Source organism: Micromonospora sp. WMMA1976 (assembly GCF_027497335.1).
Classification (GTDB): domain Bacteria; phylum Actinomycetota; class Actinomycetes; order Mycobacteriales; family Micromonosporaceae; genus Micromonospora; species Micromonospora aurantiaca.
Genome location: NZ_CP114912.1, coordinates 3,992,751 through 4,006,754 on the forward strand (window position 1 = coordinate 3,992,751; position 14,004 = coordinate 4,006,754).

The 14,004-nt window shown below is 68.1% G+C and carries 10 protein-coding genes; 6 read left to right on the plus strand and 4 right to left on the minus strand.

From position 1 onward, the window contains the following. Positions 1–2 precede the first annotated feature (2 nt). From O7546_RS18255 to O7546_RS18265, 3 genes are read right to left on the minus strand one after another with little or no spacing between them, the layout of a single operon-like run. Positions 3–1,526 (minus strand): FkbM family methyltransferase, encoded by a 1,524-nt coding sequence (locus O7546_RS18255; RefSeq protein WP_281599670.1) that lies wholly within the window; start codon positions 1,524–1,526, stop codon positions 3–5. Continuing rightward, positions 1,412–2,386: an AMP-binding protein gene (locus O7546_RS18260; protein WP_281599672.1), complete on the minus strand. Its 975-nt coding sequence runs from the start codon at positions 2,384–2,386 to the stop codon at positions 1,412–1,414. The genes O7546_RS18255 and O7546_RS18260 overlap by 115 nt, the downstream gene beginning before the upstream one ends. A 38-nt stretch (positions 2,387–2,424) precedes the next feature. Further along, positions 2,425–3,327 carry a hypothetical protein gene (locus O7546_RS18265; RefSeq protein WP_281599674.1) on the minus strand — a complete coding sequence of 301 codons (903 nt, stop codon included), beginning with the start codon at positions 3,325–3,327 and terminating at the stop codon, positions 2,425–2,427. Between the two features lie 941 nt (positions 3,328–4,268). On the opposite strand from O7546_RS18265, the gene O7546_RS18270 reads away from it, so the two are divergent. The 3 genes from O7546_RS18270 to O7546_RS18280 are packed head-to-tail and all read left to right on the plus strand — an operon-like array spanning position 4,269 to position 8,282. Further along, positions 4,269–5,102 carry a hypothetical protein gene (locus O7546_RS18270; RefSeq protein ID WP_281599676.1) on the plus strand — a complete coding sequence of 278 codons (834 nt, stop codon included), beginning with the start codon at positions 4,269–4,271 and terminating at the stop codon, positions 5,100–5,102. Between the two features lie 34 nt (positions 5,103–5,136). Beyond that, positions 5,137–7,065 (plus strand): amino acid adenylation domain-containing protein, encoded by a 1,929-nt coding sequence (locus O7546_RS18275; protein WP_281599678.1) that lies wholly within the window; start codon positions 5,137–5,139, stop codon positions 7,063–7,065. Continuing rightward, complete coding sequence (locus tag O7546_RS18280) at positions 7,062–8,282, plus strand: cytochrome P450 (RefSeq protein ID WP_281599680.1); 1,221 nt, start codon at positions 7,062–7,064, stop codon at positions 8,280–8,282. The genes O7546_RS18275 and O7546_RS18280 overlap by 4 nt, the downstream gene beginning before the upstream one ends. A 141-nt stretch (positions 8,283–8,423) precedes the next feature. Here O7546_RS18280 and O7546_RS18285 read toward each other — a convergent pair whose 3' ends face one another. After that, positions 8,424–9,686, minus strand: coding sequence for an MFS transporter (locus tag O7546_RS18285; protein ID WP_281599683.1), 1,263 nt, complete (start codon positions 9,684–9,686; stop codon positions 8,424–8,426). Positions 9,687–10,815: 1,129 nt separating this feature from the next. On the opposite strand from O7546_RS18285, the gene O7546_RS18290 reads away from it, so the two are divergent. The 3 genes from O7546_RS18290 to gntD all read left to right on the plus strand — a co-directional run bounded on the left by O7546_RS18290 (position 10,816) and on the right by gntD (position 13,956). Then, positions 10,816–12,078, plus strand: a complete 1,263-nt coding sequence (locus O7546_RS18290; RefSeq protein WP_281599685.1) for a hypothetical protein — start codon at positions 10,816–10,818, stop codon at positions 12,076–12,078. Further along, positions 12,078–12,866, plus strand: coding sequence for an alpha/beta fold hydrolase (locus O7546_RS18295; RefSeq protein WP_281601166.1), 789 nt, complete (start codon positions 12,078–12,080; stop codon positions 12,864–12,866). Before O7546_RS18290 ends, O7546_RS18295 begins: the two co-directional genes overlap by 1 nt. A 73-nt stretch (positions 12,867–12,939) precedes the next feature. After that, a complete protein-coding gene (gntD, locus tag O7546_RS18300; protein WP_281599687.1) occupies positions 12,940–13,956 on the plus strand; it encodes a guanitoxin biosynthesis L-enduracididine beta-hydroxylase GntD in 1,017 nt (338 codons plus the stop codon). The last annotated feature ends 48 nt before the right edge of the window (positions 13,957–14,004 follow it).

Below are 14,004 nucleotides of genomic sequence, written 5' to 3' on the forward strand. Positions count from 1 at the left end.
AGCTAGTCGCGCAGGGCGGACCCGGTCACCGCGCGGGCCGCCCGGACCGGAGCCGGGACGACGGTCTCCCGGTAAACGGCCCGGACGGCACTGATGTTGTGCCGGTCGGTCTTCTCGAGCAGCGCGTCCTGCTCCGTCAGGACGGTGAAGCCGCGCGACTCCAGTAGCTCGGTGATGTGGCGGGCGCGCCCGTGCGTCGGACCGTCCTCGGCGTCATGCACCTCCATCGCCACCTGTTGCACCATCGGCCAGTGCCGGTCCTCGAGGCCGTTCAGGACGTCGAGTTCGGCGCGTTGCACGTCGATCTTGAGCAGGTCGATGCGCTCAATGCCCTCGGCGTCGATGACGTCGGAAAGGCGCCGCAACATGACCGGTTCCGCCCGCGGCTCGAACCGGTCCGCCAGCAGTGCATCCAGTTCGTCGAGCAGGTTGGTCCGCTGCCCACCGGACAGATCACGTTCGTTGACCAGGTACTGCCGGACGACCTCCATCTCCCCCTCGGGGCTGGTGTAGTCCTGCTGCCCGGACATCATCGAATATCCCGGGTAGAACGTGAAGGTCTCAGACCGCTCGCTGTCCGAGAGCCCGTGGTTGAAGAGGCGGGCCCCCCCGCCGAGCCGTGCCAGGTTCTCCCGCAACGCGGCGAAGACCGGACGCACCGGCTCGAACGCGTACAGCCGTGCGTCCGGCACGAGGCTCCAGACGAAGAGCGAGAACATGCCGATGTTGGCGCCTACGTCGAAGACCGTCGCCCCGGCCGGCAGTGTCACGCCGCCGCGCAGGTATGTCTGCTGGATGAAGATCTCGTCGTACAGGAAGCGGGTCTCGTGCGGGTTGATGCCCGCGAGACGTGCGGGATCCACCTCGTGGTCGCGTCGGACCGCGTAGGCGACCAGGCGCCGTGTCGGACCTTCGCCCCGGGCGGTGGCCGCGGCCGCCTGGACGTCAGGATGCTGCCGCAGCGCCCCGGCGATCTCGCCGGGCTCGATGCGTACGCCGCGGACGTTGACCTGGTCGTCGACGCGGCCGATGTAGTCGAGCAGGCCGTCGGGCCGCAGCCGGACCCGGTCACCCGTTCGGTAGGCGCGGATGTTGCCACCGGTGGGACCGGTGCGGTTCACGAAGTGCCGGGCCGTCTCGACGTCGTCGCCGAGATATCCGTCGGCCACCTGGGTGCCCGTCAGGAGCAACTCGCCCGGGGCGCCCAGCGGCGACAGTCGACCCGCCGGATCGGTGACCATGAAGCCGACCCCGGGGAGTGGCCGGCCGATGGTGGGCTTCGTGTGCAGCATCACCTGCGCCCAGGTGGCGTCCACGGTGCATTCTGTCGGCCCGTACAGGTTGATCGCTCGGACGCCCGCCTTGCCGCCCAGGTCAGCCCAGAGAACATCGTCAACGGGCTCGCCACCTATCAGCAGCAGGCCCGGCAGCATCGACTCCGCGGGGCAGGCGTCGAGGAGCAGCCGTAGCTGTGACGGTGTGCAGTCGAGAACGTCCACCCGCTGCTCACTATGATAGGCCGACATCGCGGCGGGTCCTGGCGCGTACGCTCGGACATCAGGCAGAGCGTGTGCCCGGAGGCGAGCTGGATCAACTGTTTGATCGATGCGTCGAAGGCGGCCGGAGAGTTCACCGCGACCGTCAGCGGCGCGACGGCTTCGGCATAGACGGTGGCGGCCAGCGCACTGTGCAGTGCGGCGACGGCACCCTGGCTCACCAGAACCGGCCGCGGTGCGCCGGTGGAACCAGAGGTGAAGATGACGTAGGCGGGATCGGCCGGTTTCGCCCGGTGCGAGCGGGCGAACCCACTGCCGGCTGACAGCCGCGGGACCTCGCATCGGACGTTCTCCGGCAGCATGCTCCGGGAGAGATCCTGCTCGGAGCCGAGCACGGTGGCGGCGTTAACCCGAGTGATCAGCGCGCGGATACGCTCGGCCGGCTGCTCGGGGTCGACCGGGACGTAGACCAGCCCGGCTCGCAGGATGCCGGCGAAGGCGACCACGGTGCGCCAGGTGCGGCCGGCGAGGACGCCGACCCGGTCGCCCGGACCCATACCGCGGCTCAGCAGGAGGCGTGCCGTCTCCTCGGCGCTGGCGTCGAGTTCGCCGAAGGTCAGCGTCGTCTCCCCGTCGAGTATGGCGGGGCGCCGGGGGTCGGTCCGCGAGATTCCGTCGTCGAGCAGGGCCTGCAAGGTCTGCCTGGTCGCGGCCTCCTCGATCGCGGGCCCCTGACCGAGCGCCGCCAGCAGTGCCAGCTCGTCGGCGCCCAGCAGGTCGGGCTGCTCGTCCGGGGCGTCGGACGCGAGGGCCGCCAGGGCCAGCAGAAGTACGTCCCGCAGCCAAGGGGCGTACTCGCCCGCGCCGTGAGCGTTGACCGTCAGGAGCATCGCCTCGTCGTCGACGACGCACTCCAGGTGAAGTGGGCTCAGCGGGGCGGGGGTGGCCTGCTCGTCGGTGCCGGGCGGGCGGGCCGTGACCGCGGCGAAACTACCGGCGCACTGCGTGGGGTCGGCGAGCGCGGACAGGACGGAGATGTCGGTAGGTGTCGCCACCGGTGCGGCGGACGTGACCGCGTCGTAGTGACCCAGCGGACCCAGGACCGTCTGCGTGCCGTCGAACTCCCGGCCCTCGCGGTAGCGGGCGAGCACGAGGGGGTTTCGTCGTCGGCCGCGTACCGGGCCAGCACCCGGAACCAGGCGGCCAGCACCATCTCGTCGAGGGTGATCTTCTCAGCGGCCGCCCGATCGCCGAGGCGTGCCGCCAACTGGGGATCGAGGGTGACGGTGGCTGCGGCGTCGCGGACTTCCCCGCTGGGCAGATCGATGGGCGCGAGGGTGCCCGCCGTCGCGGGTGGGCCGGGCGGCGCCAGCTCCAGCTCCCATTCGGAAAGGTCAAGAAACTGCAGTCGGTTGTCGTCGTCGGCCAGCTCAACACCGGCGAGGCGCCTCCGGAGATCCGCTCCCAGCAGTCGCAAACTCTCGGGGTCCAGCGCGATCGGTGCGGCGACGACGACCAGCGAACCAGGCTCGAAGACGGTCACCACCGGCTGTCGCCACCAGTCCCAGTCCGTTGCGGGTGGGGTCGTGGTGACGGGCGGCCGCTGCTCCTCAGGCACCTGCTGGAACGGCTCGCGCCGCGGATCCACGGCGAATCTCAGCCGCAGTGCCTCGTGATGGTTGCTCAGCTCATCGAGCACCCGTCGTACGTCCTGCACGCCCACCCCCTCCGGGAGCTCGAACCGGGCCCGCAGCGGCGCGATGGCCATCAGTTCGCTTGCGCGCCACCACTGGCGCTGACGCGGAGAAAGCCGAAAGCTGTCTGACGTCACCGCGGAAGACCTCGATTCACCTAGAGATCGGACATGGCCGTGAGGGTTCGGCGATTGCCCGGAAACGGGTTGCTTGCTGCGCGGGCGAGGACGACGTCGACCATCTGGGCGCCCCCGACCCGCCACGGAGGCGGATCGAGCAGGCCGGAAACAGTTGACCCATGGGTCGCCGGCTCGTCCTCGACCACCTCACCGACGCAATGGTGGAGGCGGCGCGGAACGCCAGCCATACCGCAATACTGACGATCGCCTATATCGCGGCGTCGCAGCTTGGCGAGGTGAAACAAGTAGATCGAGCGGTTGGAACTCTAGACCATATGATCAACTCCTGTCAGCCCCGTGCACTCACGTCGACGCGGCACCCAGAGACGGGCCGCGGGTCCCCCATGCCAAGACCCCCCCCCGGGCGTCCGTGACACACCATGGGACGCCGCCTGAAAATGCGCACTGAGCTGGGGTAACACGACATCTTCGACGATCGTGGCCCCTCGGACCGGCGTCGCATTGACATCATCAGATGGTCCAGGTAGCGTCCACCGAACGTCCGGTGATCAACCTAGCCGGACCGGAGGACGAAGGCAGCTGGCAGCAGCCTGCGGCGTTCGCGCCTCCATTTCGTTCTGCATAGCTGAACGACTCAACGGGGATTCACTTGCTTCTTATGCAGCGGCAAACTTCTAGCGGTGTTCGGCTCAGGCGGCGTGGACAGGGCGGAACGGTCTCGTGGTGCCGCTCCCACCATCGGCCGGCGGACTGACCGGCTCTGGGAGCACCCGTCGCCCAGACCCGCGAGGTGCGTGTGCGGTCTTCTGCGCGGCGGACCTCCCCTGCCCATCCCCCGAACCTGTGACGCAACAAGCAGACGCGGCGTGGCCTAGCCTGGCGAGCGTGGTCCCGTCGCCGGGCTCCGCGCTCCCGATACACCGGAAATTTGGAAGGCCATGTCTGGTACAGATGAACTGCCCGACCCTCCTCAAAGGGCGGTCCACCGCCAAGACGGCACGCTGCTCGTCATCGACTACACCGGACGGCGCGTCGAGGCACCGGTCTCCGCGCTCAAGCTCGACGACGAGGGTTACCGGGTTGAGTACCTCCTCGACCTGCCGAACCCGACGGAGCTGACAGCTGCGGGTTATGCGAAGGCTCTCCGACAGGGACGTGGGTTCGCCGACGAGGACGTGCAAGGGGTGCTGGCGTACTGTATGGCCGCTCCCATCGCGCAGGAGCTGGCCGCCGCCGTCTCTGCCGCCACCGACCAGCCGGTCCCGCTCGTGGTGTTCGACGGTGCGCCGGCCACCGCCGAGGCGGTGAACTCGGAGTACCAGCTGGCCCGGGCGAAGATGTGGGCCTTCGCCGCGGACGCTCCATACGATCACCATCCCGGGGAGGTGTTCTCGGAGGACGAGTTGCGTTCGTCCTCCTCAGCCGTGGTCGAACGGATGAGGGCCGGGTTGCGCGAGAGCGCGGAACGCGCCGCCAGGTCTGACGGCGCCCGATCGGACATCGACGAAGACGAGGCCGAATACCTCATCGAGGTCTTCATCGACTGGCTCGTACACCTCGTGGCGGCGCACAACGCCGCGTGGTCCCAGTGGCCGGGACCACTGTTCCAGATCGTGTCGCGGGACACCGATGCGGTCGATGACTGGCCCGGCGCGACCGGGGTCCAGGTCCTACGGATGTCGTCCTCGAGGAGGGATCTGCTCCGGGATCCCCAGGTCCGCGCTGCCGTGCTCTCGTTCCTCAGCAGCGCTACGCGGAAGGCTGTGGTCTGACATGACTTATCCAGCACAACTGGACACGTTCGTCGTGGTCCGAGGGCTCGAGGGCCGGCTGAGCATCTGGCCGGCCGATCAGTCGGTTCCCGCCGGATGGACCGCCACCGGCACGAGCGGTACGCGCGCGGAGTGCCTCGACCACATCGAAGCCTCCGGCTGGCCGTTCCTACTCAGCCACCGGCAGGGGGCCGAGCCGTCCACTCCGGCTTCGGACGGCGACACCCTGCTCCGTCGGTGGCGGAGCACAGTCGAGCAGCATCGCTACCGCCCGGCTGTCACCAACCAGGGCCGGTCCATGACGTACGGCGAGATGGACCAGGCCTCCGACGACGTAGCGCGCCGGCTCCTTGAGCGGGGCCTGGACCGGGAGGACCGGGTAGCCGTCCTGCTCCCGCGCGGCATCGAGTTGATAGCCGTACTGCTCGGGATCCTGAAAGCCGGCGGGGCGTATGTCCCCGTCGACACCCGATACCCGGACATGCGACAGGCCCAGATGACTTCGGGCAGCGGCGCCCGAATCGCGATCGCCGATCGCCAACTACCGGATCTGGACATGGAGGTGCTGACCGCCGAGCAGCTCCTCCGGCCTGGCGCGCCGGCTGGTGAGCTACCGGCGGTGACCGACGAACAGGCCGCCTGCGTCCTGTTCACGTCCGGCTCCTCGGGCCGGCCCAAGCCCATCCTGCTCGAGCACCGCAATCTGTGCTACTTCGCGGGCAACCGGTCCCTGCCCGAACTCACCTCAAGCGACCGGGTGGCTCAGGTGTCGAGCGTGTCGTTCGACGCCTTCAACTTCGAGGTATGGTGCTCCGTCTTCGCCGGTGCCGAGATCGTCATCCTGCCGGCGATGCCCGATCTCATCGGCAACGACATCCAACGCGAGCTACGCCGGCAGCGGATCACGGCCATGCTGGCACCCACCATGGCGGTGAATCATCTGGTACGAGAGGACCGGGACGCGTTCTCCAGCCTGCGCATCCTGTGCACGGGTGGCGACGTGATCCTGCCGACGGCCTGCCGTCAACTGCTCGACGGCGCGTTCAAGGGCGCCTTCTACAACCTCTACGGCCCAACCGAAGGAACCACCGCCTGCACCGGTTACCGCATCGACCTCGGCGACGTCGCCTCGGACACGGTCCCCATCGGCTCGGCGTTGGACGGCGCCGCCGTCTACGTGCTGAACGAGAGTCTCGCGCCGGTCGCTGACGGCGAGACCGGAGAGCTGTACATCGGTGGCGCCGGGGTGGCGCGGGGCTATCTCGGCATGCTGCGGATGACCGCGGACCGATTCCTACCGGACCCGTTCGTGGGCGAGCCCGGCCTGATGTACGCCACGGGAGACCTGGGCCGCCGCCGGCGGGACGGCAACCTCGAGTTCCTCGGCCGCACCGACGACCAGGTGAAGGTCCGTGGGTATCGGGTCGAGCCGGGGGAGGTCGAGCGGGCGTTGCTGCGTCACGAGCACGTGCAGGCCGCCGCGGTGGTCCCCGTCGGCTCGGGCGACGGCGTCCACCTGGTGGCGCTGGTCGTGCCGGAAGGAGGCCTTCCGCTGGACGCCCTTCGCCGGCACGCCGCGGACGTGATGCCCGACTACATGGTGCCCAGCGCCCTGGTGGCGATCACCGAAATCCCGATCACCGACCACGGCAAGCGTGACCTGCCGGCGCTGCGGCACATCGCGCAGGAGGAGATGAGGAGGCGGGACACTCTCATCCCGCCACGAGACGAGGCGGAACGCTACCTCGCCGGCGTGTGGAAGGACCTCCTGTCGGTTGAGGAAGTGGGGGCGGCCGACGACTTCTTCGCACTCGGCGGCAACTCCCTCCTCACGTTCCGTGTACGCCAACGCATCAAACGGGACCACGAGGTGACGATTCCGATGAAGGACATACTCACCGTGACCGTACTCAGCGAGCAGGCCGCGATCCTGCGCGACCAGAAGCGACCCGCGGCCCGATGACGACGATCGCTCCGAACCTCACCGACATCGACCGCTTCGTGCGCGACGAGCACCACGAGATGCTCGCCTGGCTGCGAGAGAACGACCCGGTGCACTGGCACCCCACCGACGACGCCGGCGCTGGTTTCTGGGCTCTGACCCGGTACAGCGACGTCGCCGCCGCATACCTCGACAACGCCACGTTCCAGTCCTCGGGCGGGGCGATGCTGGGCGGCTCGTTCCGTAACGAGGCCGATACGGCGGCCAACCGTATGCTGGTGTCCTCGGACCCACCCCGTCACCGATTGCTGCGCCAGGTTGTTCACCGTGCGTTCGCCCCCGACATCGCCGCCGAGGTGGGCCGCCAGGTCGCGCGCCTCGTCGCGAAGGCCGTTGACGACGCGTTGGCCGCCGGGGGCTGTGACTTCGCCACGGCGATCGCCACCGAACTCCCGGCGGGCGCCCTCATGGCGATGGTCGGCATCGACCACAAGGACGCTCATCACCTGATCGGGCTGACCCGCCAGATGATCGGCTTCCGGGATCCAGCTTTCGTCGACACGGCCAGCGACGACCGCCTACGACTCGCCATGATCCAGGCAGAGATATTCGAGTTCTTCGACGACCTGAGGCGGGAGCGTCGCCGGCGGCCCGGGACTGACCTGGTGAGCATCCTCGTCAAGTCCGAGGTCAACGGCCGCCCGCTGACCGACGAAGAGATCCTCTACAACTGCATGAACGTAGCCGTCGGCGGCAACGAGACGACGTCGCACTCCGCGAGCGCCGGCATGATCGCCATGACGGAGCACCCGGACGCCTGGAGGCGACTCAAGGAAGATCCGCAAGGGCTGCTCGACCTGACCATCAACGAGATTCTCCGCTGGAGCTCGACCAACGCGTATGTGCAGCGGATACTGGCGCGGGACGTACAGCTGGGAGGCAAGCTCCTGCGCCAGGGCGACTCGGTGACCCTGTGGAGTGTCTCGGCGAACCGGGACGACCGGCAGTTCACCGACCCCTGGACGTTCCGGATCGACCGCTCGCCGAACCGGCATCTGTCCTTCGGCAGCGGCATCCACCGCTGCATCGGAGCGATGCTCGCGCACATCGAGCTCACCGCGTTGCTCCGCTGCCTCATCGACCGAGACGTCGCCTTCGCACTGGACGGCGAGGTACGGCGCGTGCGATCCAACTTCATTCTCGGCTTCACCACCGTGCCCCTGAGCCTCAGGTCCTGACGGACACGTATGCGGGTGGACGGGACGGATCCCGATCCACCCGCACGCGTGCCGTTGCTCGGGCCCACGTATGCTCGTGCGTCCTCCGACCACGGCTGCCGGGCGGGCAACCCGACGGGACCCGTGACTGGCGTGCGTACGTCAGCTCGGCTGCGCAACCGGAAGAGTCGACGGCGCAGCCGGCTCCGGCTGAGCGGGAAGCTTCCAGGAGATGGGCATCGCGAGCGCGCCGAGCGTCACCAGGAGATAAAGCATCCCCGCGCCGATCAACGTGTTCGCGGTGCCGACCACCGCGGCCAGGGGCCCGACGATCGCGAGGCCGACGGGCCGTAGGACGACGGAGCCCATCCAGTCGTACGAGACGATCCGCGACAGCAGATGCTCCGGAACGTGGTTCTGCACCGCCGTCTCCCACACCGTGTCACCGAACGCCGTTGCCGCTCCGAACAGGATGGACATCCCGGCCAGCACATAGACCGGTGCCAGGGCGGCGAGCCCGAACAGGACCGTCGGGGCCAGGAGCAGCGCACCCCCCACGGCGAGCAGCGGTCGAGACGGGTGCCACCGTACGGACAGCAGACTTCCCAGCAATGACCCGGCCCCGATGCAGGCGGATATGGTCGCCCAGGTCGTCTCCCCGCCCAATGAGGTCTTCGAGACCACCGGCCCGAGCACGAAGAACGCGGCCAGGAGCGCGAACTGGAACAGGGAGAAGTTGAGGATCCAGGTCCGTAGCCATGGACGGGAGACCATCTCCTTCCACCCTTCTCCCAGATCCTGCAGGAAGCTCTTCCGCTCCTTGGCGACGGTGCGCTGCGGAGTGCGGATCCGAGCGATCAGGAAAGCGCTCACGGCGAACGACAGCGCGTCGAGGGCGAGCGCCCACGCCGGGCTTGAGACGGCCAGGAGCAGCCCTGCGGCTGCCGGTCCGACGATCCCGCCCAGGCTCTGCACTGAGTACATAAGAGCGTTCCCTCGCTGGCGGAGGTCGGGAGTGAGCAGTTGGGGCAGCAGGCCACCGGCAGCCGGCCGGTGGAAGGCACCGGCTGCGCCGTGGACGGCCTGTAGTAACGCCATGGCCCACAGCGCGGCGTGGTCGGTGAACAACAGGGCCGCGAAGATCGCCTGGCTGACGAAGCGGACGCAGTCGGTAGTCACCATGATGAACTGGCGCGGGAGGCGATCGGCCCACACCCCACCGGTCACCACGAAAATTGCGAGGGGCACCGTACGAGCGAGGAGCACCACGCCCAGCGCGGTGGCCGAGCCGGTCACCTCGAGCACGGCGAAGGCCAGCGCCACCGGCACAATCTGATCACCGATGAATGACGCCGAGTTACCGAACATGGCCAATCGGTAATCGCGGACCCGCAAGGGAGCGAGAGATTCCCTGAGTGATGCCATCCGACATTCCTCTCTGTTTCGTGTCCGGCCGCTCCTGGGAGGCCCGGCTGAGCGGGTGATGCTCGGGCCCTACCTGGGAAGACGACCCTGCAACGCCTGAGATCGAGGACCACTCAGGCACCGAGTCCCGGGCGTGGCAGCGGAGCCGGGCGAGTGGGGCGTGTCGATGCGGCCCGACCACCGGCACACGCCTAAGCCGCCGACCGGCACCGGCAGTGGGATCCGCTCGGGCTCATCGGATGAACGAGACGCTACTGACGCGAGGCGGCCTCGACCGGTCAGGCCCAACAGGACAGGACGACGGCACCGAGCCGCGCCGATCACGGGCCTGGCTGCTGTTTCCCTGGTCTACGGGGCGAGAGAGATTGGCGGAACCCAGGTGACCGTTGGCCGTCGTGAAGCATGCCAGGAATAGGGCAGGATGTGCCTGCCCACCGCAGCGACGTCCACGTGATCCCCGTTCTCGCATATGTCTGCTCAGTGCGCCAAAAACCTACGGACGTGCCCGAGGGGCTGTCAACCCTCCACGATCGCCCAGCGCGGCGACGGCGGCCGATGCGCCGAGCGCGCGGCACCACGGGTGTCGCCCGTCGAGTCGGCCGAAGAACACCGCTGCGAGACGGCCCGGAGCCCGCCCGCACGGCGAGCGACGGCCTTCATCCGAGGGCTCGGGCCATGGGTTGATCGACACCTGAACGATCGGCTACTGTCGCCCCGGGATCGCTCCGATTGGATGTGTCGTCTCCGGCCCGGCCCACTCCGACCGGCGTGCCGCCGGGAGTGCTGCCGAAGCCGCCGTGCGCGCCTCCCGAACTCGCGGATAACTTGAATCACGGGGATAATTTGAAAGCTTGGGCCACATTCTCGAGCCGGCGGCCGTATCGCCATGCTCGAAGGAGAAGCGGTTGGTCGCACCGAAATCCGTCAGGGTTCGCCGATTCAACGGATTCGTCGGCTCAGGAACCTACGAGTCGTGGAGGGCCGCTGCCCGTACCGCGACCAATTGCGCCTCCGCCCGCCGCGCCCGTCCCTGAGACCTGGGTGGCCTCCGGAGGAGCGTCTGCCCGCTGCCTGTCCACCGATCAGGACGTCCGGTCGCACCGGCCGCCCGACGCCTGAAGGAGTTTGTGTGAGTTCAACCGGCCTGCCCACCGTTCTCGTGGTGTACGACGTCGGCGCGGCGACACCGCGCGAGATAGTTTCGGCCGCCGCCGGCGTCTGCGAGGTCCTGTTCCTGTACCACCGCGACATGGCCGAGTCGGCGCTCACGATCGAGTTGATCGAAGGGCTAGCGGCTGGTATCGATGGCACCGGGCTGTCCGTGCCGGAACTGGTCGAGCTGCTCAAACCCTACGAGCTCAGCGGAATCACCACCTTCAGCGAGTACGCCCTGCGGCTCACCTGTGAGCTGGGCAACGAGCTCGGCCTGCGTACCCACAGTCCGTCCGCTCTCGACCGCCTGACGCGCAAGTCCCTCCAGCGGACCGCCCTAGCTCAGGCGGGAGTCGACTCGGTCGCCTTCGAACTCGTACGTTCCAGCGGCGAGGTTCTGCCCGCGCTGAAGAAGATCGGTGTTCCCGCGGTCCTCAAACCCTCGATGGGAACCCACAGCCGCGACACCTTCCGCCTCGACCGAATCGAGGACGGCGAGGACGTCGCCTTACGACTAGACATCCGGGAGGACTTCGTCCTCGAGGAACTGCTCGTGGGCGACCCCGAGTGGACCGGCCGTGGCTGGGGTGACCACGTCTCGGTGGAACATGTGAGCTTCGACGGGGTTCACCAACATGTAGTCACGCTCGGCAAGTTCCCACTCGCGGAGCCGTTCCGGGAGACCGGGGACTTCTTCCCCGCCACCCTCGACCGCGCCGTCGACCAGCGGGTTCGTGAGCTAGTGGCGGCCGCCCTGGACGCTCTCGGTGTCCGTGACGGCATCACCCACACGGAGGTGAAGTTCACCAAGGCCGGTCCACGAATCATCGAGGTGAACGGACGCCTCGGGGGTGGCACCGCCGACATTGTCCGGAAGGCGGGGGCGATGGACCCGGTGACCATGGGCTTGATGGTGGCGATGGACCGCCGACCCGTCACGAGCGGCCCCACGCCGGCGGGCGTGGTCATCTTCGAGATGAGCGTCCTCTCCCCGATGGAACGCGTGAGGATCGTGTCCCTCCAGGGGCGCGACGAGATCCGCAAGCTGCCCGGAGTGGCCCGGGTGGTGAGCGTGGCTCGGCCGGGCGCCGTCGTCGACTGGCGGACCGGATCGGTCAGTCAGATCTGCACCATCTGGGGAAAGGCCGGAAACCACCTGGAGCTCGCCGCCCTGCGCGAGCGGATCCACGAACTGCTCCAGGTCGAGTACGCTCCGGCGACCGACGGTGACACGTGCTGATGTCCTCCGGATCGTCCAGCCAAGCCCGCAGCGGCGAATCACCGCCGGACGCGGCCCACAGTCCATGGCTGGTATGTGGGCAGCGGATCCCGCACGCCGTTGGCCGCCTCTACTGCCTGTCGTACGCAGGCGGCAGCGGCAGCGAGTACGCCCGCTGGACCGACCCCGACGAGCGCGTCGAGATCTGGGGTCTCCGCTACCCGGGTCGGGGCGCACGCCACAAGGAGCGGCCCTTCCGTCGCCTGTCACATCTGGTCACGGCGCTGCTGGACGAGGTCGAGTTCGAGCCGCCCTTCGCGCTCTTCGGACACAGCATGGGCGCGCTCGTGGCGTACGAGCTGACCCGCGCCCTGCGCTCGGCAGGCCGGGCCGAACCAACCAGCCTGTGGCTTTCTGCCTGCCCGGCACCGCACCTGCCCCGCTCTGAGATACCGATCCACCGACTGACCGACAGCGAGCTGATTCACGTGCTGGCGCGCCGATACGGGACGATTCCGCAGGAGGTGCTGCGCGACCCGGAGCTGGCCGGTCTGATCGTGCCGTATCTGCGATCGGACCACGAGATCGTCGAGACCTACGTCCACCACCCCGGCGATCCTGTGCGAAGCGACACCCACCTCTGCTATGGCACGGACGACGTGATGATCCCCGAGGAACGGCTGACCCCGTGGCTGGCGGTCGTCACCACACCGCCGACTCACCACGCTTTCTCCGGAGGCCACTTCTATCTCAACGAGCAACGGCAAGCGGTGATCAAGACGATCTCGGCACATCACGTCCGGTCCTGACCCAGTTGGCACCGCCGCGGCTTCACTGGCGGCGCCGACCGACCCTAGAACCTTCACCAGTGGGGGATGCAGAGTGAGCGACAATCCACAGCACTACGTCCTGAGCCCCGGGGATGTCATAGGGATTCGGCAGGTGGCGGCGCGGCTGCGTGAGAGCAGAATGCACCCCAGGGACCCGCGCTTCTACGACGAGTACTGGGACCTCTATGCCGAGCTGCCACACGACTTGCGGGCGTTCCTCGAACGGTTCCGGCGCATCGAAGAGGCCCCGATCGCTGTCGTCGAGGGACTGCCGGTGAACGAGGATGCGGTCGGCCTTACCCCGCCGGACTGGGAGACGGCCGCCATGGACCCCACGGTGCACGACCATGACGCCCTGATGGCCATGTGTTCACTCGCACTGGGCGACCCTTTCACCTGGTCTACGTTACAGAGTGGTGCGATGATCCAGGACCTCCTGCCAATCAAGGGCGACGAGCACCGCCAGAACGGCTACAGCAGCGACGTGCTGCTGGAGTTCCACACCGAGGACGGCTTCCACCCGGCACGCTGTGACTACCTGATGCTGTTCGGCGTACGCAACCACGACGAGGTGCCGACCTACGTCGCATCGATCAGCGACGTGCGGCTCGCCGAACAGGACCGGCGGACACTCTCGGAACCTCGCTTCTACATCCTTCCTGATGACGAACACATCCGGCAGTTGCAGCAGCGGTACCCGGACCACCCTTCACTCGCGCGGGCGATCGAGATGCAGCAGGCGCCCGCGCCCGTGCCGGTGTTGTTCGGCGACAGGCTGAACCCCTATCTCCGAATCGACCGACCGTTCATGCGGTGTGACACGGGCGACGTGGAGGGCGAGCGTGCCCTCGACTCTTTGATCGCGGAGCTGAAGCGCCGCCAGCGGTCGGTGGTGGTCGAGCAGGGGATGCTGCTCATCGTCGACAACTACCGGGCGGTGCACGGACGGAGAGCGTTCCGGTCCCGCTACGACGGGACCGACCGGTGGCTCAAACGAATGATCGTCAGCCGGGACCTGCGCAAAGCGCAGGCGGACCGATCGTCCACCAGCCGCCGAGTCTTGTTCTAGAGGGCCGGGGTCCTGGCCAGCCTGGCACGGGACGGCGCTACGGGAGGC